Raw genomic sequence first — 22277 nt, 5'->3', positions numbered from 1 at the left:
TCCCGCCGCCATCGACGTGTGACCTGCTCGCATGTCAGAAGCCGAGTCTGCCGAGTTGCTTCGGGTCGCGCTGCCACTCCTTCGCGACCTTGACGTGCAGGCCCAGGAACACACGGGTGCCGAGCAGTTCCTCGATACCGCTACGGGCACGAGCTCCCACCTCGCTGAGACGCTTGCCCTTGTGACCGATGATGATCGCCTTCTGGCTATCGCGTTCCACCACGATCGAGGCGTGCACGTCGGTCAGGTCGGTGCCCTCGCGCGGCGCGATGTCGTCGATCACGATCGCTATCGAGTGCGGGAGCTCGTCACGCACTCCTTCGAGCGCTGCTTCGCGGATCATCTCGGCGATACGGTCCTCCTCGGACTCGTCCGTCGTGATCCCCTCCGGATACAAGGCGGGGCCCTTCGGCATCAGCAGCAGGATCTCGTCGGAGAGCACATCGAGCTGATCGCGGGTGAGTGCCGAGAGCGGGATGACCGCTGCCCAGTCCTCGCGCAGAGCATCCACCTCGAGCAGCCTCGCGGTGATCTCGTCACGGGCCGCCGCATCGGTCTTCGTCACGATCGCGATCTTCTTCGCCCGCGGGTAGCCGTCGAGCGAAGCCGCGATCCGTCGATCCCCCGGGCCGACCTTCTCATTGGCAGGGACGCAGAATCCGATCACGTCGACGTCACCGAGCACCTGCTCCACGAGGTCGTTCAAGCGTTCGCCGAGCAACGTGCGCGGCTTGTGGATCCCCGGGGTGTCGACGATGACGAGCTGCCCTTCCGGGCGGTTCACGATGCCGCGGATGGCGCGCCGTGTCGTCTGGGGCTTCTCGCTGGTGATCGCGATCTTCTCGCCGACGAGAGCGTTCGTCAGCGTCGACTTGCCGACGTTCGGTCGACCGACGAACGTCACGAACCCGCTTCGGGTTTCCTCAGTCATCGTCTCGCTCTCCTTCATCCTGCGTCGCGACAGGTTCCCCTGCCGCCCGTTCCACGAACACCGTCGCGATCCCGCGACCACGACCACGAGATGCCCCACCCGTCAGAACCAGCCCTGCCACGGTGGCCGTCGCGCCGGGCTGCGGAACCTGTCCCAGCGCCTTGCCGAGCAAGCCGCCGATCGAGTCGACGTCCTCATCCTCGAGCTCGAGGCCGAAGAGATCACCCACGTCTTCGAGGGAGAGACGCGCACTCACGCGGTATCGTCCGTGACCGAGGTCGACGAATTCTGCGGATACCTGATCGTACTCATCCGAGATCTCTCCCACGAGTTCCTCGATCAGGTCCTCCAGCGTCACGAGCCCCGAGATTCCTCCGTGCTCGTCGATCACCAGGCACACGTGCACGGCGTCGCGCTTCATCTGCTGCAGCAGGGTCTCCGCGCGCATGGACTCCGGCACGAAGGTCGCAGGCCGTGCGATCGGCCGGATCGATGCGGCCCGCCAGGCACTGTCATCGCGATAGGCGAACTGCACGAGGTCCTTGAGATACAGAACGCCGACGACGTCATCCGCGTCATCATCCACGACCGGCATCCTCGAGACGCCGCGGTTCAGGAACAGCGACATCGCCTCGTCGGTCGTGGCGGTCGCATCGACCGTCACCATCTCGGTCCGGGGCACCATCACGGCGCGGACGAACTGATCGGTGAAGTCGAACACCGAGTGGATGAGGTCGCGATCGTCTTCCTCGATGAGGTCGTTCGAGGCGGCCTCGTCGACCATGCTGAGCAACTGATCCTCACTGGTGAAGGAGCTGCGACCGGTGCCCGGCGTGACCCTGTTGCCCAGCACCACGAGCGCCTGGGCGAGCGGGCCGAGGATGATGCGGAGGCCGCGCACGATCGACGCGGTCCGGCGGATCATGCCTTCGGCGTGCTGGCGGCCGAAGGAGCGCGGACTCGCACCGACGAGCACGAACGTGATCGCCGTCATCAGCACGGCGGCGGCGAGCATCGCCCACCAGTTGTTGTCGATGAGGATCGTGAACGCGACCGTCACGAGGACGGCTGCGGTGACCTCCGCCAGCACGCGGATGAAGGCGACGGCGTTGACGTGCGCATCCAGATCGGCGGCGATGCGTCGCAGAGCCTTCGCTTTGCGCCCCTCATTCGCCATGTCGGCGAGACCGACGCGGGAGGTGACACCGTACGCGGCATCGATCGCGGCCATGAGACCGCCGAAGGCGACCAGCAGGACGGCTCCGATGAGCAGGAGGACGGCCGTCATCGGCGGCGTTCGGACGCGGCGAAGCCCTGGATCAGCTCCTTCTGCAGTCCGAACATCTCACGCTCCTCGTCGGGTTCAGCATGATCGAAGCCGAGGAGGTGGAGCAGCCCGTGCGTGGTGAGCAGGATGAGCTCGTCCATCAGCGTGTGCTTCGCCGCCTGAGCCTGCGTCTCGGCCACCTGGGGGCACAGCACGATGTCGCCCAGCAGTCCCGGAGCGGTCGGACGGTCCTCGGTGCCGGGACGGAGCTCGTCCATCGGGAAGCTGAGCACGTCGGTGGGACCGGGCTCGTCCATCCACTGCACGTGAAGCGCCTCCATGGCACCCTCGTCCACGAGGACGATGGCGACCTCGGCATCCGGGCTGACGTGGAGCTGCGCGAGGTTGTAGTCCGTGAGCCGCTGGAGCACGGTCTCGTCGACGTCGATGGCCGACTCGTTGTTGATCTCGATCATGAGAGTCCTCGTTTCGGCATGCGGTCCCGCGGTCCGGGGCGCTGCGCCCCTCGGCGGTCGGCCCTGTTGGCGAACTCGGCGGCCTGTTCGCGTTCGATGCGCTGGGCGGTGCGCTTCTCGTCGTACTCGCTGTATGCGTCGACGATGCGGCCGACCAGCGAGTGCCGCACGACGTCGGCGCTGGTGAGCCGCGCGAAGTGGATGTCGTCGATACCGTCGAGCACACGCGTCACGAGTCGGAGACCGGACGAGCCCTGCGGGAGGTCGACCTGGGTGATGTCGCCCGTCACCACCATCCGCGTGCCGAAGCCGAGACGGGTGAGGAACATCTTCATCTGCTCGGGCGTGGTGTTCTGGGCCTCGTCGAGCACGACGAAAGAATCGTTCAGCGTGCGCCCGCGCATGTAGGCGAGCGGAGCGACCTCGATGGTCCCCGTCGCCATCAGACGCGGGACGATCTCCGGGTCCATCATCTCGTTGAGGGCGTCGTACAACGGCCGCAGGTACGGGTCGATCTTGTCGGTGAGCGTGCCGGGAAGGAACCCGAGCCGCTCCCCCGCCTCCACCGCGGGCCGCGTGAGGATGATCCGGGTGACCTCCTTGCGCTGCAGCGCCTGAACGGCCTTCGCCATCGCGAGGTAGGTCTTGCCGGTACCCGCAGGGCCGATGCCGAAGACGACCGTGTTCTCCTCGATCGCGTCGACGTACTCTTTCTGGCCGAGGGTCTTCGGACGGATCACCTTGCCGCGCGTCGTCAGGATCGCCTCACCGAGCACCTCGCTGGGACGCGGTCCCCCCTCCTGACGCAGCATGCGTGCGGAACTGGAGACGTCGCTCGGAGCCAGATCGTGCCCGGCCCGGGTCATCGCGAGCAGCTCCTCCACGAGCACCTTCGCCTTCCTGACCGCGTCGGTGTCACCGCTGAGGGTGATCTCGTTCCCGCGGACGAGCACCTGGACGTCAGGATGCTCCCTCTCGAGCATCCGCAGCAGACGGTCCTGCGGGCCGAGCAGCTGCACCATGGCGACTCCGTCGGCATAGATCGTCTCGACGGACTCGGGAGGCCGGCCGCCCAGGCTGCGCTCCTGCGGTTCGTGATTCTCAGGCACCGACACTCTTCTCAGTCAATCCTCCGGCCAGCACATGCGCATGGACGTGGAAAACGGTCTGTCCGGCACCGGCGCCGGTGTTGAAGACGAGGCGGAAGTCGCCGTCGTCGCTGTGCTCCGCAGCCAACTCCGTGGCGAACGCGACCATCTCGGCCAGGAGCGACGGGTCTCCGGCAGCGAGCTCGGTGACGTCGCGGTAGTCGGCGGACTTGGGTACGACGAGCAGGTGCACGGGAGCCTGCGGAGCGATGTCCCGCAGCGCGAAGACCCGCTCCGTCTCCCCGAGGATCTCGGCGGGGATCTCCCCGTTCAGAATGCGCGTGAAGATCGAGGGTTCCGTCATGTGCTCAAGTCTACTGATCGCGGCATGCCCGCTCCCCTGCCGCCTCGGCGCCGGAGGTCACCAGCGTCCGAGGGTCACGGAGAGCACGGCGATCGCGGCCGGACCTGCCGTCGATGTGCGCAGCACCGTGTCGCCGAGACGTACGCGCTCGGCACCCGCGTCGGTGAGCCGGTCGAGTTCCTCGTCCGAGATCCCGCCTTCCGGCCCCACCACCAGCGTCAGATCCCGGCCGTCGGCTTCGATCTCCGACAGGCGCACCGCCGCGGTGGGGTCGAGCACGAGGACACGCTGTGAGCTCGCACGTTCGGCGAGTCGTCTCGTCGACACCGGGGCGACGACGTCCGGAAGCCACGGGCGGTGGGCCTGCTTGGCGGCTTCGCGGACGATAGTCGCCCACCGCTCGCGGCCCTTCACCGCCTTCGGCCCTTCCCAGCGGGAGACACTGCGCGCCGCCTGCCAGGGCACGATTTCGTCGACTCCGAGCTCGCAGGCCGCCTGCACGGCGAGCTCGTCCCGGTCGCCCTTCGCCAGCGCCTGGACGAGGGTGATCCGCGGAGACGGAGCCGGGTGCTCCGAGCGCCGGGCGATTCGCACCTCCACGCGTGTCGGGGACACCTCCTCCGCTGCACCCGTCAGCCACACTCCTGCTCCGTCGCCGACGGTCACCTCTTCACCGACCCGAAGTCGACGGACGACGGCCGCGTGCTTCGCCTCGGCCCCGGTCAAGGAGACGACATCGCCGGCGACCGCGTCCGATGCCGACTCGACCACGAAGTGAAGCGCCATGATCAGTGGCTGCGGAAACGATCGCGGAGCTTCGAGAAGAGGCCCTGCTGGAACTGCGCGAGCTGGGGGTCCGGGGCCTTGGTCTTCTTCGCGAAGTCCTCGATGAGAGCCCGCTGCGCCGAATCGAGCCTGGTCGGGGTGAGCACCTGGACGCCGACGCGCAGATCACCGCGCTGCGTGCCACGGAGCGGGGTGATGCCTCGCCCCTTGATGGTCAGCACGTCACCGGACTGCACGCCGGCCCGGATCTCGAGATCGACCTCACCATCCAGTCCCTGGATCGTGGTCTCGGTGCCGAGGATCGCGTCGGTCATCGACACTTCCAGCGTCGCGAGCAGGTCATCGCCGTCACGGCTGAACGCCGGGTGGGCGTTGACCGTCACCTCGACGTACAGATCTCCGTTCGGACCGCCCGCCTTGCCGACCTCCCCGGAACCGGGGAGCTGGAGGCGGAGTCCGGTCTCGACGCCGGCCGGGATGTCGAGGGAGACCGTCCGACGCGAGCGCACGCGTCCCTGCCCGCCGCAGGTGCCGCACGGATGCGGGATGGTGGTGCCGTACCCCTCGCAGGTGCCGCACGGCTGGGAGGTCACGACGTTGCCGAGGAGGCTCCGCACCTGTCGCTGCACGTGCCCCGAGCCACCGCAGATGTCGCACGTGACGGGCGAGGTGCCCTCCTGGCAGCAGGACCCCTGACAGGTCTCGCACAGCACGGCCGTATCGACCTCGATGTCGCGATGCGCACCGAACACCACGTCGCCCAGATCGAGGGACACCCGCACGAGTGCGTCGTGCCCGCGCTCCCGACGCGAACGCGGACGCGCGCCGCGCCCACCGCCCTGCGACGCGCCGAAGAACGTCTCGAAGATATCCCCGAAGCCGCCGAAGCCGCCGAAGTTGCCGGCAGCGCCGTCCCCGCCGCCCATGTCGTAGCGGCGACGCGAGTCGTCATCGCTGAGGACGTCGTACGCGTGGGTGACGAGCTTGAAGCGCTCTGCTGCGTCCTCACCGGGATTCACATCCGGGTGCAGCTGTCGCGCAAGACGTCGATACGCCTTCTTGATCTCGTCGGTGGAAGCGTCCCGGGACACCCCGAGAACCTCATAGTGGTCCGCCACAATCGCCTTTCTGCGTGTGTTCTCTCGGCGGCCGCGTCAGCGGCCGGCCTCGTCTTCGTCGAGCATCCGCGACAGGTAGCGGGCAACGGCCCGTGCTGCGGCGAGGTTGCTCGGGTAGTCCATGCGCGTCGGCCCCATGACGCCGACTCGCGCCGTACCGCTGGGGGCGGCGTAGTTGCTGGCGACGATCGATGCCTCACCGAGACCGAACGGCGCGTTCTCCGTGCCGATGCTGGCCGCGAGTCCGTGCTCGTCGGTCACCATCTCGCTCATCAGCCGCAGCAGCGTCACCTGCTCCTCGATCGCCTCGAGAAGCGGGTGGATGCTCCCACGGAAGTCCTGTTCTCGACGTGCGAGGGTGGCGGCACCCGCCATCACCAGACGCTCCTGCCGGAACCCGCCGAGTTCATCCATCACGACACCGGCGATCGAACGCAGCACGCGGTCCTTGGCCACCTCATCCGCCGCGAGCAGTCCCTGAAGCCGATCGGATGCCTCGCCGATGCCCTGTCCCGTGATCAGCGCCGATAGGCGCGCCCGCAGCACGGCCATCTCGGCCTCGTCGATCGCCTCCGGCAACATGGCCACACGCTGCGACACTCCCCCGGCGTCGGTGACGAGGACGATCAGGAGCCGATTGGGCGCCAGCGCGACGAGCTCCACGTGCGTGACGTGTGCGCGGGCGAACGAGGGGTACTGCGCGAGTGCGACCTGGCCGGTGAGCTGGGTCAGCACCCGGACCGTGCGCACCATGAGGTCGTCGAGGTCGGCCGGCTCGCCGAGGAACGACTCGATGGCGGACCGCTGCGCCGAGGAGAGCGGTCGCAGCTGCGCGAGATGATTCACGAAGACGCGATAGCCCTTGTCGGTGGGCACCCGCCCTGAAGACGTGTGCGGTGCCGTGATGAGTTCTTCGTCCTCGAGCAGCGCCATGTCATTGCGGATGGTCGCCGCGGAGACCCCGAAGGAGTGGCGGTCCACGATGGAACGGCTGCCGACGGGTTCGTGGGTCTCGACGTAGTCCTGCACGATCGCGCGGAGAACCTGGAGTCCTCGCTCTGTGACCATCGCCTTCCCTTCCGCTGGCACTCGGACGTTCAGAGTGCCAATCCTACCCCGTTCAGCTCGGTAATCTCCGTACTGCAGACGCACAACCCTAGGATGACGCTCATGACCACCTCACCCCAGGCCACCCTGTCGTGCGGCATCGTCCGCGGCACCGAGGAGGGCGGGGTCGTCCGTTACCTCGGCGTTCCCTATGCGCAGGCGCCGTTCGGGGCGAACCGATTCCGCGCCCCCCAGCCGGTCGATGCCTGGTCCGGCGTCCGCGAGGCCACCCGCTTCGGCCCGACCTCACCGCAGGTGCCGTACGCGGGTCCGATCGGCGAGCTGCTGGGTTCGGTGATCCTCGACGGTGACGACATCCTGACCGCGAACGTGTGGGCTCCGACCGACACGTCCGATGCCCCCGTGCTGCTGTGGATCCATGGCGGAGCGCTCGAGCGGGGCACCGCCGCGCTGCCGCTCTATGACGGGTCGGTGTTCGCCAGGGCGGGCATCGTCTTCGTCTCCATCAACTACCGTCTGGGTTCCGAGGGCTTCTCCGTCCTCGACGGCGCCCCCCGCAATCTCGGTCTGCGCGACGCCGCCGCGGCCGTGGAGTGGGTGCACCGCGAGATCTCGGCGTTCGGCGGGGATCCATCACACATCACGGCGATGGGGGAATCGGCGGGCGGCGCGATCGTGGCGGCCTTGCTCGCCCGAGACGACTCCCGCGCTCTCATCAGTCGCGCGATCATCGAGTCGGGCCCGCTCCAGGCGCAGACCCCGAAGAAGGCGGGACGTGTGACGGCGCAGCTCGCGAAGCGCCTCGGGGTCCGCGCCGATCGGGACTCGTTCGCCGCGCTCTCGCCCGCGCAGCTCCTCGACGCGAGGAGAGAACAGTCCGCAGGCTCCTCCCCGCTCGGCGGCGCACCCGGCTTCCAGATCGCGATCGATCCGGACAGCCTTCCGCGGTCCCCTCACGAGGTCCTCGGCGAGATCGACACGCCACTGCTCATCGGCAGCAACACCGACGAGTACCGATTGTGGTTCCCGCCCGAGGCGCTCGCCGGCATCAGCGAGTTCAAGCTGCAGGCCGCACGTCTCCTCTCGCGCATCCCGCGCCGCGCGGTGTCCGAGTACCGGTCCGCATTTCCCGGAGCGAACACGGGAGAGGTTTTCGGGCAACTCGTCACCGACATGATGCTGCGCGCACCGCTGAGCCGTGTGGCGTCCGCACGCCCCGAGAGCACGCACGTCTACGAATTCGCGTGGCCCAGTCCCGTCCGAGACCTCCGAGCGGCGCACGCGCTCGAACTCGGCTTCGTGTTCGACCGGCTCGACGATGAGGAGGCGCGACGACTCGCCGGCACCGCGGCACCGGGCGCACTCGCGACCGAGATGAACACAGCCTGGGTCGGCTTCGTGACCGGCGGAGATCCGGGCTGGCCCGTGTACGGCTCCGAGCGTCGCACGCGGGTATTCGATACGGTCAGTGCGACGGTGCCGCAGCGCCGCACCGCGGGCATGGACCTGCTTCCGGGCTGACAGCGCTCCGGCGTCAGTCGGTCAGCGCACGTACCACGGCATCCGCGAGGAGCCGCCCTCGCAGAGTCAGCTGGATGCGCCCCCGGATCGCGGCCGCAGGGTCGACGAGGCCATCGGCGATGAGGCCCGCGACCCGGCTCCGGTTCCCGGCGGGCACCTCATCGACGGCGATCCCCTCGCGGATCCGGCTGAGCAGCAGGATCCGCTCCAGCGTGCGCGACTCCACATCGGGGCGCTCGGTTCCCGCCGCCGGCGACTCGGATGCCGCGAGCCTCTGCGCGTAGGCGGCCGGGTGTTTCACGTTCCACCACCGCAGACCGGCCACGTGGCTGTGCGCACCGGGGCCGAACCCCCACCAGTCACTCCCCCGCCAATAGGCCAGGTTGTGCCGCGAGCGTCGCTCCGGAGTGCGCGCAAAGTTGCTCACCTCGTACCAGTCGAAACCCCCTGCCCCGAGGCGGGCATCGGCGAGCTCGTACATGTCGGCCTGCAGGTCATCGTCCGGCGTCGGGACCTCGCCCCGACGAATCTGGCGCGCGAGCTTGGTGCCGTCCTCGATGATGAGCGCGTACGCCGAGATGTGGTCGGGTTCGAGGGCGAGTGCCGCATCGAGAGAGGCCTCCCAATCCGCGAGCGACTCCCCCGGTGCGCCGTAGATCAGGTCGACGCTCACCGCCAGCCCGGCCTCCTTCGCCGCAGCCACCGCGGTGCGCACGTTCTCGGGGCGGTGCGTGCGATCGAGGGCCGCGAGCACGTGGGGAACGGCGGACTGCATGCCCACCGACATCCGCGTGACGCCGGCGTCGGCGAGTGTACGGGCGACCGCGGGGGTCACGGTGTCGGGGTTCGCCTCGACGGTCACCTCCGCTCCGTCCGCGAGGCCGAAGGCTCCGGTCGCCGCCTCGAGCATGCGGGCGAGGTCTCCCGCGGGGAGGAGTGTCGGAGTGCCACCCCCGAAGAAGACCGTGTCCATCGGACGCAGTGCCCCGGCATCAGCCAGCACCCGACGGGCGAGCGCGATCTCGGAGATCAACGTCGATGCGTAGTCTTCCTGCTTCGCCCCGCGCAGCTCGGTCGAGGTGTACGTGTTGAAGTCGCAGTAACCGCAGCGCACGGTGCAGAACGGAATGTGCAGGTAGGCGGAGAACGGGACGTTCGGGTCGATCACGAGGTCGGAGGGAAGATGCCCGTCCGCCGGCGCCGGATCTCCGAGAGGGAGCGGTCCCGCCATCAGACGGGGGTCGCGTAGAGCGGCGAGATCGCCCGCAGGTAGCGCGCGAACAGCTCGCGGCGCCGACGCTTCATGAGGGCGGGAATCGTCCGGTAGATGAGGGCGTTCGGTGCGTCGAACGCTCGCACGGTGAACCACACCTCGTCGTTGTCCTCACGCCAGTCGACGTCGAACGACTCCTCACCGCTGACGACGGACCCGCCGACGGTGCCGAGGACGAATCCGATGCGCCGGGTCTCTTCCGTGACCGAGATCACGCGGAGCTCGGCGTCGGCGCGCATCCCCGCGACTCGTCCGCGCAGGTGCAACGTCATCCCTGCGCCGACGAACGGCATGCCCTCGGCGTCGTAGCGGGGCTCGACATCGCGCTTGCTCGGGGCGATCGGATTCCCCTCCGCGTCGAAGCTCACGCCCGCGTATGCGGGTCCGGGTGCCGGCCGCACGTCTTCGACCGAGAGCCCAGCAGCGCGCTGCGCCGTCCAGGACAGGAGAGCTTCCCCCGCGGTCTGGAACCGCTCGACGCCGCTGCCGATCCGCCAGGATTCCTCCGCCGGGATGCTGCGCTCCGGCGGGTAGTGCATCAGATCGGGCGCATGGGTCGCACCCACGGCCGCATAGTCCACCGTGTCGTCTCGGAAAGTCCCGCGCCGCATGACCTCCACCCTACTTCGCGTTGCCTGAGCGAACACCCCCACGCGCCGCACGAGGTCACATGGCGGCCCCGAACCGCTCAGCGCGGGGTCTCCGCCTCCGCTGCCCTCGCCGCCTCCTGGACGATCCGGACGTACTCGGCGTGGGTCGAGCGCTGCATCGTCCGCAGAGCAGGCGCGAGCATCCGCCAGAACCAGGTCGAAGGGCGCGAGACGGACCGTGCGGTGAACACGCCCCGCTCGTCGATCCGGAACGACTCCTCGCCGTAGATCGGATGCCCCGGACGGGTCTCGTAGCCGAAACCACTCGCGTCGGCCCAGACGACGCGCACGGGCTCCGCAAAGCGGATGCCGAAGACACGCTTGGCGAGCACGCCCTCGAGTTCGGGCATCGGTGCACCCGCAGGTGTCTCGAAACCCGCGCGCCGCTTGAACTCCCACGTGCTCACCAGCGCCGCGACCGCGTCGCGCGCCGCCGGTGCCACGGTGGTCGAGTTCTCCTCGCCGAGCATGCCGTCGGGCACGGCGACGAGCGGATGACGCGTCATCCCCCGCGGATACGCGGGCAGCGGCACGACTACTTCTTGTCCTTGCCTTCGACGTCTCCCGAGAGCGCGGCGATGAACGCCTCCTGGGGGACCTCGACGCGGCCGACCATCTTCATGCGCTTCTTGCCCTCCTTCTGCTTCTCGAGGAGCTTGCGCTTACGGGTGATGTCGCCGCCGTAGCACTTCGCCAGCACGTCCTTGCGGATCGCCCGGATGGTCTCACGGGCGATGATGCGCGCGCCGATCGCCGCCTGGATCGGGACCTCGAACTGCTGACGAGGGATGAGCTTGCGCAGGCGCTCGGCCATCATCGTGCCGTAGGCGTAGGCCTTGTCCCGGTGGACGATCGAGCTGAAGGCGTCGACCTTCTCGCCCTGGAGGAGGATGTCGACCTTGACGAGGTCGGCTTCCTGCTGTCCGGAGGGTTCGTAGTCGAGAGAGGCGTAGCCCTGCGTCTTGGACTTCAGCTGGTCGAAGAAGTCGAACACGATCTCACCGAGCGGCATGTTGTAGCGCAGCTCGACACGCTCCTCGGAGAAGTACTCCATTCCGAGCAGGGTGCCGCGGCGCGACTGGCACAGCTCCATCACGGTGCCGACGTAGTCCTTCGGCAGCAGGATCGCGGCCTTCACCATGGGCTCCGAGACCGATCCGATGCGCCCGTCCGGGTACTCGCTCGGGTTGGTCACGGTGACCGTCTCGCCCGTGTCACTGGTGAGCACCTCGTAGATCACGCTGGGCGCGGTCGTGATGAGGTCGAGTCCGAACTCGCGGGCGAGGCGCTCCGTGACGATCTCCAGGTGGAGCAGACCGAGGAAACCACAGCGGAAACCGAAACCGAGCGCGACCGAGGTCTCGGGCTCGTACTGGAGCGAGGCGTCCGAGAGCTTGAGCTTGTCGAGAGCCTCGCGGAGCTCCGCGTAGTCACTGCCGTCGATCGGGTAGATACCGGAGAAGACCATCGGCTTCGGGTCGGTGTACCCCGGCAGAGGTTCCGATGCCGGCTTCCGAGACGTGGTGATCGTGTCTCCGACCTTCGACTGGCGAACGTCCTTCACACCCGTGATCAGGTAGCCCACCTCGCCGACGCCGAGCCCCTTGGTCGGGGTCGGCTCCGGGCTCGACACGCCGACCTCGAGCGCCTCATGGTTGGCCCCGGTCGACATCATCTGGATGCGCTCGCGCGGCGAGAGACTGCCGTCCACCATGCGCACATACGTGACGACACCGCGGTACGCGTCGTACACCGAGTCGAAGATCATCGCGCGGGCGGGCGCATCCGCGTCGCCGACCGGAGCAGGGATGTCCTGGACCAGCCGGTCGAGCAGCTCCTCGACGCCGACGCCGGTCTTGCCCGAGACACGCAGCACATCCTCGGGCTTGCCTCCGATGAGCGAGGCCAGCTCCTTCGCGTACTTCTCGGGGTCGGCGGCCGGCAGGTCGATCTTGTTCAGCACCGGGATGATGTGGAGGTCGTTCTCCAGCGCAAGGTACAGGTTCGCGAGCGTCTGCGCCTCGATTCCCTGCGCCGCGTCGACGAGCAGGATGGCTCCCTCGCAGGCCGCGAGCGAACGCGAGACCTCGTAGGTGAAGTCCACGTGGCCGGGTGTGTCGATCATGTTCAGGGCCACGGTCTGACCGTCGAGCTCCCACGGCATCCGAACGGCCTGGCTCTTGATGGTGATCCCGCGCTCGCGCTCGATGTCCATGCGGTCGAGGTACTGGGCCCGCATGTCTCGGTCCGAGACGACGCCGGTGATCTGGAGCATCCGGTCGGCGAGCGTCGACTTGCCGTGGTCGATGTGGGCGATGATGCAGAAATTGCGGATCTGCGCAGCCGGCGTCGAGGCAGGCTGGAGAGGTGTGAGAGCGCGTGGGGACATGTCCCTTCGATTCTACGGTGAGGGGGCGCTAATCCCCGATTCCCGCATTCCGGTGATAGTCTCCCGAAGTTGCCTGGGAAATTCCGTGACACCGGATCCCGCAAGCGATAAGACTCCATCACAGACCCCGTGGCGGTTGTCGCATCGCAGAGTTCGGTGGATGGCGATTCCGTAATCCAACTGACTCAGCGTTGCGTCGGCTGATCCCGAGCGCGTCTGTAGAAGAGAAAGACTGACCCCTTGATCAAGTACCTCCTGCGCCGAACACTCGGCTGGCTGCTCATGATCGTGGTCGCGACGAACCTCACGTTCTTCCTCGCGTGGGGATTCCTCGACCCGCGCAGCAACTACGTGGGGCGACGACCACCCCTGACGCCGGAGCAGATCGACAACGTCCTGATCCCGCGCAACCTCAGCGACACCGTGCCGCTCATGGAGCGGTGGTGGAACTGGTTCAGCGGCATCCTGTTCCGCTGGGACTGGGGCACGAGCCCCACCGGGCAGTCGGTCAACGAGCAGGTCGCCTACCGCATGTGGGTCAGCGCGGAGCTCGTGCTCGGTGCGACGATCATCGCCGCCGTGCTCGGCATCTGGCTGGGTGTCTACACCGCGTCCCGCCAGTACAAGCTCGCCGACCGCATCGGCCAAGCGACCTCGATCATCACGATGAACATCAACATCATCGTCGCCGGCCTCGCGGTCGTGCTCCTCGCCATCGCCCTCAACGAGTGGACAGGGGTGCGGATCTTCTACGTCACCGGCTCCTCCAGCCCGGGCGTGACCGGCTTCTTCCCGACCATCATCGACGCGCTCCAGCACGTCACGCTGCCCACGATCGCGCTCGTGCTCGTCGGCTACGCGCAGTACCACTTCCTCCAGCGCTCGCTCCTGCTCGACAACATCAACGCGGACTACGTGCGCACCGCTCGCGCCAAGGGACTGACCAAAGCGCAGGCGGTCCGCAAGCACGCCCTCCGCACGTCGCTCATCCCGGTCGCGACCCAGGTCGCCTTCACGATCCCGACGATCTTCACCGGCGCGATCCTGACCGAATCGATCTTCGCCTGGCAGGGCATGGGCCGCTACTTCCTCGACACCATCAACCAGAACGACATCAACGGCGTGGTGGCGGTCGCCGCGTTCGGCGCCGTGCTGACGGCGATCGGCGCTGTCCTCGCGGACGTCGTCGTCGTCGTCCTCGACCCGCGAGTGAGGGTGAGCTGATATGACCACCGAAATGATCGATCCGCTGGTCGAGCCGTCCACCGAGGCAGCTCCCCGCAAGTCCCTCTCGAAGTGGACGCTCTACACACGCCGTTACATGCGCAACAAGCCGGCCGTCGGCGGCATCGTCGTCCTGCTCGCCCTGATCCTGTTCGCGACCCTCGGCCCGGTGCTGTCTCCGTACGCCGTCAACGACATGGACTTCCTCGCACTGAGCACGCCGCCCTCGGCAGCGCACTGGTTCGGCACGAACGGCGCCGGAAACGACACCTACACCCAGACCGCGGTCGGCTTGCAGCGCTCGCTCATGATCGCGATCACGGTGTCGGTCGGAACCACCATCCTGTCGGCCCTCGTCGGCACGGCCGCCGCCTATTTCCGCGGCTGGTTCGAACGCATCGCGCTGCTGGTCATCCACTTCATGATGGTTGTCCCCACCTTCCTGATGCTGTCCGTCATCTCGAACGACTCGGGAGGCGTCTGGTGGGTCATCGCCCTCGTGATGATCTTCGTGAGCTGGTTCTTCCCCGCGCGCATCATCTGGACCATGGCACTGTCGCTTCGCGAGCGGGAGTACGTGCAGGCGGCGCGCTACATGGGCGTCCGAGGCACACGCATCGTGCTGCGACACCTGGTCCCCAACATCGGATCTCTGCTGGTCATCAACTTCACGCTCGGTATCGTCGCGGCCGTGACGACGGAGACCGGCCTGTCGTTCATCGGCTTCGGTGTGAAGATCCCCGACGTCTCCCTCGGATCACTCATCGGAGAGGGCAGCACGTCGATCACGAGCTCTCCGTGGCTCTTCTACTTCCCGGCGTTGACGCTCACGTTGCTGACCGTGTCGATGGCGTTGATCGCCGACGGCCTGCGTGACGCCCTCGACCCCACCTCGGCTGCAGGAGGCCGCGCATGAGCCCCGTACTGTCCGTCCGCGACCTCACCGTCAGCTTCGCCTCCGAAGCCGGCCGTGTCGACGCCGTGCGCGGCGTCTCCTTCGACCTGGAGGCCGGCAAGACCCTCGGCATCGTCGGTGAGTCCGGCTCCGGGAAGTCCGTCACCTCGCTGGCCGTCATGGGCCTGCTCGACGAGAACGCGAAGATCTCCGGCTCGATCCTGTTCGACGGGCAGGAGCTTCTCGGAAAGACCGACGCGCAGCTCTCCCGTATCCGTGGCAACGGCATCTCGATGGTGTTCCAGGATCCGCTGACCTCGCTGACGCCCGTGTACACGATCGGCACCCAGTTGATCGAGGCGCTCACGGTGCACCGCAACCTCAGCGTCAAGGAGGCGAACGCCCGGGCGATCGATCTGCTCAAGCTCGTGGGCATCCCCGAGCCCGAGAAGCGGATGAAGGCGTTCCCCCACGAGTTCTCCGGAGGAATGCGTCAGCGCGTGGTGATCGCGATCGCGATGGCGAACGACCCGAAGCTGATCATCGCCGACGAGCCGACGACGGCGCTCGACGTCACGATCCAGGCGCAGATCCTCGACCTGATCGAGAAGGCGCAGGCCGAGACCGGCGCCGCTGTCATGATGATCACGCATGACATGGGCGTGGTGGCCCGCACCGCGGACGACGTCATGGTGATGTACGCCGGCAAGCCCGTGGAGCAGGCGCCCGTGCGCGAGCTGTTCCACCAGACGAGGATGCCCTACTCCATCGGACTCCTCGGCGCGATCCCCCGCGTGGACAAGGCCGAGAAGGAACCACTGACCCCGATCAAGGGCAACCCGCCCCTCCTGATCAACCTCCCCGACGCCTGCCCGTTCGCCGACCGCTGCCCGATCGTGATGGATGCGTGCCGGACGCGTGAGCCGGAACTCCTGCCCGTCCTGACCAGCGGTGGCGAGGCACATCGCGCCGCCTGCATCCGTTCGAATGAGATCGAGGACGGCGGCTTGCTCGGCGGACTGCCGGTGTATCCGGTCAGGGAGGCGCCGGAGAGCGAACTCACCCGCCTGCCCCGCGAGGAGCGTCCCATCACGCTCGAGGTGAAGAACCTCACCAAGACCTTCCCGCTCCTCAAGGGCGCCTTCCTCAAGCGCAAGGTCGGCGAGGTGCATGCCGTCAAGGGCATCAGCTTCGACGTCCGCGAAGGCGAGACCATGGCGATCGTGGGCGAGTCCGGGAGCGGGAAGACCACGACGCTGCTGCAGATCATGGACATGGTCAAGCAGACCGAGGGTGACATCGTCATCGCCGGGACGAGTGTCAACGACATCCGCAGTCGCAAGGTGGAGCGGGAGTTGCGGCGCGACATCCAGATCGTGTTCCAGGACCCGATGGGTGCGCTCGACCCGCGCATGACGGTCGCGGACATCATCTCCGAGCCGCTGACGGCCATCGGCACCCCGAAGGCGGAGGTGAACCGACGCGTCGGTGAGTTGATGGACCTCGTGGGCCTCAACCCGGCGCATCGCGATCGGTTCCCGCAGGCGTTCTCCGGCGGGCAGAGGCAGCGCATCGGCATCGCCCGTGCACTGTCGACGAACCCCAAGATCGTGGTGCTCGACGAGCCGGTGTCAGCGCTCGACGTGTCGATTCAGGCGGGCGTCATCAACCTCCTGGACGACCTCAAGGTCAAGCTCGGCCTGTCGTACCTCTTCGTGGCTCACGACCTCTCCGTGGTGCGTCACATCGCGGATCGCGTCGCCGTCATGTACCTGGGCGACTTCGTGGAGCACGGCGACGTGGACGATGTCTTCGACAATCCCCGGCATCCGTACACCAAGGCGCTGCTGTCGGCGATCCCGGTCCCCGACCCCGACATCGAGCGGACGCGGCAGCGGATCGTCTTCGATCCAGAGACCACCTCGGGCCTGTCGAACGTCTCCTGACCGGAGACGGATCACCGTCCGATAACGGTTAGGCGGCATTCACTTGGCTCGGCCGCATTCGTGTACCGGGCGAACTATTCTCCCCTTATGACACGCCGAAAGGCGAAAGGAGCACCATGAAGCAGTACAAGCTGATGGGAGCGCTGGCACTCACCGGCGCTTTCGCACTCGCGCTCAGCGGGTGCGCTGCCGGCAACAGCGGCAGTGGCGACAATGGCGACAACGGCGAGAAGACCGACGTCGAGATGGCGGACTACAACCCGCAGCCTCGCGAGAACCTCCAGGAGGGTGGCGAGGTCAACTTCGCGATCCGTGAGGTGCCGCCGCAGCTGAACGCCTTCAACAGTGACGGCAGCGCCGACACCGCACGCATCGCCGCGTGGTACACGCCACAGCTGATCCTGATGGAGCCGGACGGCACGCAGTACAAGAACGACAACTACCTCGACGAGTGGAAGAACGAAGTCAAGGATGGCAAGACGGTCCTGACCTTCACGTTCACCGACGAGGCCCACTGGAACGATGGCACGGACATGGACTGGACCGCCATCGACGCCACGTGGAAGGCCAACCGCTCCTACGACGAGGGCTTCAACCCGAACGCCACCGACGGCTACAAGGACATCGAGTCCGTCGAGCAGGGCGACACCGCCAAGACGGCGATCGTCACCTTCAAGGGCGAGTTCGCCTGGCCGCAGATGCCCTTCAACGGTGGCGTCATCCACCCGGCACTCGCAGACCCGGACACCTTCAACGAAGCGATGATCGAGAACCCGCACCCGGAGTGGGGCGCCGGTCCCTACACGGTCGACGAGTATGACGCGACCAAGGGCTACATCTCGTTCAAGCCGAACCCCGAGTGGTGGGGCGACGCTCCGCTGCTCGACAAGGTCACCATGACGGGTATGGACGGCCAGGCCGGCGTCAACGCCTTCAAGAACGGCGAGGTCGACATGGTGGAGACGGGCTCCCAGGAGCTCATCGACCAGGTCAAGGACGTCGACGGCGCCAAGGTCTACCGCGCGCAGCAGACGGCCAACACGATCCTGCAGGTCGACTCCTCCAAGCCGCAGTTCGAGGACGTCAAGGTCCGCGAGGCGTTCTTCAAGGCCATCAACATCGACCAGCAGAAGCAGATCGCGTGGAACGGCCTCGGCTACGAAGAGGACCCGGCCGGCTCGCTGACCCTGTTCTCGTTCCAGCCCGGCTACACCGACTCGATGAAGGCCGCAGGCTGGGAGTTCGATGTCGAGGGCGCCAAGAAGCTGCTCGACGAGGCCGGCTGGACTGAGGGTTCGGACGGCATCCGTGAGAAGGACGGCGTGAAGCTCTCGGTGGTCTACCCCATCTGGAACGACACGGCCACCTCGAAGGCTCTCGCACAGTCGCTGCAGGCGCAGGAGAAGGAGGTCGGCATCGACGTCCAGGTCGAGGTCCGTCCCGCCAGCCAGTTCTCCTCGGACTACACCTCGAAGAACTGGGACGTCTCCGGTCTCCGCTTCACCTCGTCCGACCCGTTCGGTGCCGCCTGGTTCTGCCAGCTGTACTGCTCGGACTCGGGTCTCAACCTGTCGGGTGTCGGTGACGCCGAACTCGACGCCGAGATCAAGGACAAGGTCGAGTCGCAGTCCGACCCCGAGGCTCAGACCGCAGCCGCGATGGAGCTCGAGCCCGAGATCTACAAGCGCTGGGGCCTGATCCCGCTGTACAACGGCCCGCAGATCTACACGGTCCAGGAAGGCCTCGCCAACCTGACGCCGGAGCCCTACGTGGGTCTCGACCTGTTCGGCATCCAGCCCGTCGAGAACGTCGGCTGGGAGAAGTAACACCCTCTGACGTTCGCGTCGAAGCGGGGTCGGTGGTTCATCCACCGGCCCCGCTTTCCTTATGCTGTTCGCGTGAGCACCCAGATCGTCTTCGTGCACGGCATCCGCACGTCCGCGACGATGTGGCGCGCACAGACCACGTATCTCGACGAGCAGGAGTATGCGTCGACCGCGGTCGATCTCCCCGGGCACGGGAGCCGCATGGACGAGGACTTCACGCTGCACGAGGCGCTCCACACGATCGATGCCACCGTACGTGCGGCAGCGGAGAAGGGCCCCGTCGTGCTCGTGGGGCATTCGATGGGTGGGCTGCTGTGTCTCGCCTACGTCGGCGGGGCACAGCGACCGCCGGTGGCCGCGCTCGTCGCGGCGTCGTGCACCTCGCTCCCCCACGGTGCGGGACTCCGCGCCTATCGCCTCTTCGCCCGGGCTGTCGACTCGCTGCCCGATCGCGGTATGTGGCTGACCGGTCGCGTCCTCGAGGCCACCATCCCCACGGAGACCAGATCCGACTTCGCCGCCGGTGGATATGCACTGGACATGCAGGACACGGCGCTGCGCAGCCTCGCCGCGCTGGACATCGCCGCCGCGGTCCCCCGGATCGCGGTCCCGCTCTGGTTCGTGAACGGGCAGTACGACCAGCTGCGTCTGAACGAGTCCTTGTTCCGACGTCTCGCGCCGCATGCGGAGCTCCTCATCGTGCCCCGCACGACGCACCTGGTCACGGCGATGCGGCCACGGGTCTTCAATGCCGTGCTGCAGCTGGCCATCGCGACGGTGGAAGAGGAGCAGCCCGGCTCATGAGCGCGACGGCTGGCGCGCGAACGCGGTGAGCAGTCCTCCCACCAGCGACAGCACGGCAGCAGCGACGAAGACGAGCCAGAAGCCGCCGACGAGAGCGACCAGTGCCGCACCGAGCACCGGTCCGATCAGCTGTCCCAGGGCTGCGGTGACGTTGACGATCCCGAGATCCCTGGCGTGATCCTGTGCGTCAGGGAGCAGGTCGGCCGCGAACGCGAGACCGACCGTCGAGAAGGCTCCGTACCCCAATCCCATGAGAGCCGCGGCCACCATGGTCATCTCGAACGTAGGCACCAGAGCGATCGCCACGCCCGAGGCAGCCTGGACGACGGTTGCGGCGACGGTGAGCGTGCGCCTGTTCCCTGTCCGGTCCGACACGATGCCGGTGACCACGGAAGCGAGCACGACGAACACGGTGTACACCACGATCAGCAGCAGGAGATTGTCCTGAGCGGCAACGGTCGGCTGACCGAGACCATGCAGGAGGAAGAAGAGGAACAGCGCGGTGCCGAGAGCATTGCCGACGTTCGTCACGAGGCGTCCCGAGAGCATCCAGGCGAAGTCGCGGTCGCGGAGGGAGGCGAGCGGTCGGCGTCCGCCAGGTTTCGGCCGCAGCGCCTCGGTACTCGGCGGGTCGGGCAGCAGCAGGGCCGCACCGGTGCCGATGACGGCGATCACCGCGGCGAGCAGCAGATAGCCGGCGCGGACGTCGAGCCCGAGCAGTACCACCAGTCCGACACCGAGCACGATGCCCACCGCCTGACTCGATCCCACCGCTGCGGACGCCGCACCGCGCTGCGTCGAGGGCAGCTGGTCGGCGATGAGCGCCGTGAAAGCTGCGGAGGAGACGGCGACGCCGATCGATACGCCCACCCAGCCCGCGCCCACGGCCCAGGGTCCCTCGGCGAAACCGGTGAGGATGAGACACACGGCGGTGAGCAGAACGCCCCCGAGGGCCCAGGGGCGTCGGCGGTGGCGTCCCGCGGCCGCACGATCGGAGAGCGCCCCGGCGGCGGGACCCGCGACGATACCGGCGAGTCCCCCGATCCCGAGGACGAGCCCCGAAGATACCACGCCACGGATCCAGTCGTCTTCGGGGGTGTCGAGCTGCAGAGGAAGCAGCAGTTGCACGGGAGTGAGCTGCACCGTCCAGATCGCGAGCCACGCCAGCGTGAACACCGACATCCATCGTGCGCCCGCCTTGACCGTGCGGGTGCCGGAGACGCCGGTCACCGCGCCTCCTCCGCGGCGATGGATGCCGCCCGCGACCGCGCGATGAGGTCGCGATACCACTCGTACGACGCTTTGGGTGTGCGCTCGCCCGTCTCGAAATCCACGTGCACCAATCCGAACCGTTGGGTGTACCCGTCGGCCCACTCCCAGTTGTCCAGGAGCGACCACACCGTGTACTCCTCGACGGGCACCCCGGCGTCGATCGCCTCGCCGACCGCCGCGATGTGACCTGAGAGATAGTCGATGCGATCGGTGTCGTCCACGAGTGCAGCCCGCTCGGGCTCCGGGAAGGACGCCCCGTTCTCTCCGATGATCACGGGCGGGAGATGCGGATGCCGCGTGTGCAGGTCGATCAGCAGATCGCGCAGGGCACCGGGCATGATGGGCCACTCGGGTCCGAAGCCGGTGACGGGGACGCCGGGGGTCGGCACGATGTCGAACGGTATCGGGCTTCCCTCCGCCGCAGCGGTGACCGTCGTGGGGTTGTAGAAGTTGATGCCGTAGAAGTCGATCGACCGTGCGATCTCCTCCAGATCGCCGTCGCGCACGGGCAGCGGTGGCAGCCCGAGTGCCTCGAGATCCGGATAGCGGCCGGCGAGGAGCGGTTCGCTGAACACGCGGTTGTGGATCACGTCGTACACGGCGGCCGCCTGGTGGTCCTCGGCGGTGTCACGGAGCGGGAGGACCCAGGTGTGATTGTTCACGTGGCCGACGGAGGCGGCGCCGTGGGCGTGCAGCACCGCAGCCGCACGGGCGTGCGCGAGGAGCTGATGGTGGGCGGTGGGCAGGGCTCCGAAGAGCAGTTCCTTCCCGGGCGCGAGCGCGCCGACCGCGTAGCCCTGCAACGTCGTCATCGCCGGCTCGTTGAGCGTGTACCACTGCTCGACCCGATCACCGAGACGGGCGGCGACGATGGCCGCGTAGTCGGCGAAGCGCTCGGCCGTGTCGCGCTCGAGCCAGCCACCGTCGGCCTCGACCTCGCTGGGCATCTCCCAGTGGAACAGGGTCGGGAACGGTGCGACCCCCGCGTCGAGCAAGCGGTCGACCAGCCGGGAGTAATGGTCGAGCGCCGGGCGGTCCCCCGAGCCCCGACCTCCGGGTTGCACGCGTGCCCACGGGATGGAGAACCGGTAACGGTCGAGGCCCAGCCCCGCGGCGAGGGCCACGTCGGACTCCGGTCGCCGGTAGCTGTCACATGCAGGGTCCGCCGTCGACCCGTCGATGATCGCGCCCGGCCGTTCGAGGAAGTCGTCCCAGATGGAGCGCCCGGTCGACCCCGTGGGACGGGACCCCTCGATCTGGAAGGCCGAGGTCGCTGCGGACCAACGGAGCCCGACGGGCACAGACGGACGATCACGTGCAGGGATCATGGGGCTCCTTGACATCGATGTCGGGACAGTGATGATTCTGCACCCGGTACC

General features: G+C 67.6%; 20 protein-coding genes. 6 read left to right on the top strand and 14 right to left on the bottom strand.

Features of this window, described 5'->3' with window-relative positions:
- Positions 1-34: 34 nt before the first annotated feature.
- The 8 genes from era to hrcA form a co-directional block, all read right to left on the bottom strand.
- Positions 35-949 carry a GTPase Era gene (era, locus tag L978_RS02525; RefSeq protein ID WP_081996895.1) on the bottom strand — a complete coding sequence of 305 codons (915 nt, stop codon included), beginning with the start codon at positions 947-949 and terminating at the stop codon, positions 35-37.
- Complete coding sequence (locus tag L978_RS02520) at positions 924-2219, bottom strand: hemolysin family protein (RefSeq protein ID WP_047519951.1); 1296 nt, start codon at positions 2217-2219, stop codon at positions 924-926. Before L978_RS02520 ends, era begins: the two co-directional genes overlap by 26 nt.
- Positions 2216-2674: an rRNA maturation RNase YbeY gene (gene ybeY, locus L978_RS02515; RefSeq protein WP_047519949.1), complete on the bottom strand. Its 459-nt coding sequence runs from the start codon at positions 2672-2674 to the stop codon at positions 2216-2218. The genes L978_RS02520 and ybeY overlap by 4 nt, the downstream gene beginning before the upstream one ends.
- Positions 2671-3696 carry a PhoH family protein gene (locus L978_RS02510; RefSeq protein WP_156118213.1) on the bottom strand — a complete coding sequence of 342 codons (1026 nt, stop codon included), beginning with the start codon at positions 3694-3696 and terminating at the stop codon, positions 2671-2673. Before L978_RS02510 ends, ybeY begins: the two co-directional genes overlap by 4 nt.
- Before the next feature lie 79 nt (positions 3697-3775).
- Complete coding sequence (locus L978_RS02505) at positions 3776-4126, bottom strand: histidine triad nucleotide-binding protein (protein ID WP_047519947.1); 351 nt, start codon at positions 4124-4126, stop codon at positions 3776-3778.
- A 57-nt stretch (positions 4127-4183) separates the two neighbouring features.
- The gene (locus tag L978_RS02500) at positions 4184-4912 is read right to left on the bottom strand and encodes a 16S rRNA (uracil(1498)-N(3))-methyltransferase (protein WP_047519945.1); all 729 of its coding nucleotides are present in this window, start codon (positions 4910-4912) and stop codon (positions 4184-4186) included.
- Positions 4913-4914: 2 nt separating this feature from the next.
- Complete coding sequence (gene dnaJ, locus L978_RS02495; RefSeq protein WP_047519943.1) at positions 4915-6030, bottom strand: molecular chaperone DnaJ; 1116 nt, start codon at positions 6028-6030, stop codon at positions 4915-4917.
- A gap of 36 nt (positions 6031-6066) precedes the next feature.
- Positions 6067-7098: a heat-inducible transcriptional repressor HrcA gene (gene hrcA, locus L978_RS02490; protein ID WP_047519941.1), complete on the bottom strand. Its 1032-nt coding sequence runs from the start codon at positions 7096-7098 to the stop codon at positions 6067-6069.
- A gap of 102 nt (positions 7099-7200) precedes the next feature.
- Between hrcA and L978_RS02485 the strand changes: the two genes are divergently transcribed.
- Positions 7201-8619: a carboxylesterase/lipase family protein gene (locus L978_RS02485; RefSeq protein WP_047519939.1), complete on the top strand. Its 1419-nt coding sequence runs from the start codon at positions 7201-7203 to the stop codon at positions 8617-8619.
- 13 nt (positions 8620-8632) lie between these two features.
- Here the strand turns inward: L978_RS02485 and hemW are convergent, their stop codons facing one another.
- The 4 genes from hemW to lepA all read right to left on the bottom strand — a co-directional run bounded on the left by hemW (position 8633) and on the right by lepA (position 12931).
- Positions 8633-9850, bottom strand: a complete 1218-nt coding sequence (gene hemW, locus L978_RS02480; protein ID WP_047519937.1) for a radical SAM family heme chaperone HemW — start codon at positions 9848-9850, stop codon at positions 8633-8635.
- Positions 9850-10503 carry a DUF1990 family protein gene (locus tag L978_RS02475; RefSeq protein ID WP_047519935.1) on the bottom strand — a complete coding sequence of 218 codons (654 nt, stop codon included), beginning with the start codon at positions 10501-10503 and terminating at the stop codon, positions 9850-9852. The genes hemW and L978_RS02475 overlap by 1 nt, the downstream gene beginning before the upstream one ends.
- Positions 10504-10580: 77 nt before the next feature.
- Positions 10581-11048, bottom strand: a complete 468-nt coding sequence (locus L978_RS18205) for a DUF1990 family protein (RefSeq protein ID WP_156118210.1) — start codon at positions 11046-11048, stop codon at positions 10581-10583.
- A 29-nt stretch (positions 11049-11077) separates the two neighbouring features.
- Positions 11078-12931, bottom strand: coding sequence for a translation elongation factor 4 (lepA, locus tag L978_RS02460; RefSeq protein ID WP_047519933.1), 1854 nt, complete (start codon positions 12929-12931; stop codon positions 11078-11080).
- A gap of 240 nt (positions 12932-13171) precedes the next feature.
- On the opposite strand from lepA, the gene L978_RS02455 reads away from it, so the two are divergent.
- From L978_RS02455 to L978_RS02435, 5 genes are all read left to right on the top strand, one after another.
- The gene (locus tag L978_RS02455) at positions 13172-14155 is read left to right on the top strand and encodes an ABC transporter permease (RefSeq protein ID WP_047519931.1); all 984 of its coding nucleotides are present in this window, start codon (positions 13172-13174) and stop codon (positions 14153-14155) included.
- A 1-nt stretch (position 14156) separates the two neighbouring features.
- Positions 14157-15071 carry an ABC transporter permease gene (locus tag L978_RS02450; protein ID WP_047519929.1) on the top strand — a complete coding sequence of 305 codons (915 nt, stop codon included), beginning with the start codon at positions 14157-14159 and terminating at the stop codon, positions 15069-15071.
- Positions 15068-16996, top strand: a complete 1929-nt coding sequence (locus tag L978_RS02445; protein ID WP_047519927.1) for an ABC transporter ATP-binding protein — start codon at positions 15068-15070, stop codon at positions 16994-16996. The genes L978_RS02450 and L978_RS02445 overlap by 4 nt, the downstream gene beginning before the upstream one ends.
- A gap of 116 nt (positions 16997-17112) precedes the next feature.
- Positions 17113-18822 carry an ABC transporter family substrate-binding protein gene (locus tag L978_RS02440; protein ID WP_047519925.1) on the top strand — a complete coding sequence of 570 codons (1710 nt, stop codon included), beginning with the start codon at positions 17113-17115 and terminating at the stop codon, positions 18820-18822.
- Positions 18823-18894: 72 nt separating this feature from the next.
- Positions 18895-19626, top strand: a complete 732-nt coding sequence (locus L978_RS02435; RefSeq protein ID WP_047519923.1) for an alpha/beta fold hydrolase — start codon at positions 18895-18897, stop codon at positions 19624-19626.
- Here the strand turns inward: L978_RS02435 and L978_RS02430 are convergent.
- On the bottom strand, positions 19621-20856 hold the full coding sequence (locus L978_RS02430) for an MFS transporter (RefSeq protein WP_047519921.1): 1236 nt from the start codon (positions 20854-20856) through the stop codon (positions 19621-19623). The two genes, L978_RS02435 and L978_RS02430, sit on opposite strands and share 6 nt — an antisense overlap.
- Positions 20853-22226, bottom strand: a complete 1374-nt coding sequence (locus tag L978_RS02425; RefSeq protein WP_047519919.1) for a glycoside hydrolase family 1 protein — start codon at positions 22224-22226, stop codon at positions 20853-20855. The genes L978_RS02430 and L978_RS02425 overlap by 4 nt, the downstream gene beginning before the upstream one ends.
- Between the last annotated feature and the right edge of the window lie 51 nt (positions 22227-22277).

The organism is Microbacterium sp. ZOR0019, from assembly GCF_000800925.1.
Taxonomy (GTDB): Bacteria; Actinomycetota; Actinomycetes; order Actinomycetales; family Microbacteriaceae; genus Microbacterium; species Microbacterium aurugineum.
The sequence above is the reverse complement of the archived record's forward strand: the minus strand, read 5'-3'. Positions and strand labels throughout refer to the sequence as shown.

What these genes read in the sequence shown, in the direction of transcription:
- L978_RS18205 (WP_156118210.1), bottom strand. Translation starts at nt 11,048, where the DNA reads ATGACGCGTCATCCGCTCGTCGCCGTGCCCGACGGCATGCTCGGCGAG.
- era (WP_081996895.1), bottom strand. Translation starts at nt 949, where the DNA reads ATGAAGGAGAGCGAGACGATGACTGAGGAAACCCGAAGCGGGTTCGTG.
- L978_RS02445 (WP_047519927.1), top strand. Translation starts at nt 15,068, where the DNA reads ATGAGCCCCGTACTGTCCGTCCGCGACCTCACCGTCAGCTTCGCCTCC.
- L978_RS02475 (WP_047519935.1), bottom strand. Translation starts at nt 10,503, where the DNA reads ATGCGGCGCGGGACTTTCCGAGACGACACGGTGGACTATGCGGCCGTG.
- L978_RS02500 (WP_047519945.1), bottom strand. Translation starts at nt 4,912, where the DNA reads ATGGCGCTTCACTTCGTGGTCGAGTCGGCATCGGACGCGGTCGCCGGC.
- L978_RS02450 (WP_047519929.1), top strand. Translation starts at nt 14,157, where the DNA reads ATGACCACCGAAATGATCGATCCGCTGGTCGAGCCGTCCACCGAGGCA.
- ybeY (WP_047519949.1), bottom strand. Translation starts at nt 2,674, where the DNA reads ATGATCGAGATCAACAACGAGTCGGCCATCGACGTCGACGAGACCGTG.
- L978_RS02520 (WP_047519951.1), bottom strand. Translation starts at nt 2,219, where the DNA reads ATGACGGCCGTCCTCCTGCTCATCGGAGCCGTCCTGCTGGTCGCCTTC.
- lepA (WP_047519933.1), bottom strand. Translation starts at nt 12,931, where the DNA reads ATGTCCCCACGCGCTCTCACACCTCTCCAGCCTGCCTCGACGCCGGCT.
- L978_RS02485 (WP_047519939.1), top strand. Translation starts at nt 7,201, where the DNA reads ATGACCACCTCACCCCAGGCCACCCTGTCGTGCGGCATCGTCCGCGGC.
- hrcA (WP_047519941.1), bottom strand. Translation starts at nt 7,098, where the DNA reads ATGGTCACAGAGCGAGGACTCCAGGTTCTCCGCGCGATCGTGCAGGAC.
- L978_RS02425 (WP_047519919.1), bottom strand. Translation starts at nt 22,226, where the DNA reads ATGATCCCTGCACGTGATCGTCCGTCTGTGCCCGTCGGGCTCCGTTGG.
- hemW (WP_047519937.1), bottom strand. Translation starts at nt 9,850, where the DNA reads ATGGCGGGACCGCTCCCTCTCGGAGATCCGGCGCCGGCGGACGGGCAT.
- L978_RS02440 (WP_047519925.1), top strand. Translation starts at nt 17,113, where the DNA reads ATGAAGCAGTACAAGCTGATGGGAGCGCTGGCACTCACCGGCGCTTTC.
- L978_RS02505 (WP_047519947.1), bottom strand. Translation starts at nt 4,126, where the DNA reads ATGACGGAACCCTCGATCTTCACGCGCATTCTGAACGGGGAGATCCCC.
- L978_RS02510 (WP_156118213.1), bottom strand. Translation starts at nt 3,696, where the DNA reads ATGGTGCAGCTGCTCGGCCCGCAGGACCGTCTGCTGCGGATGCTCGAG.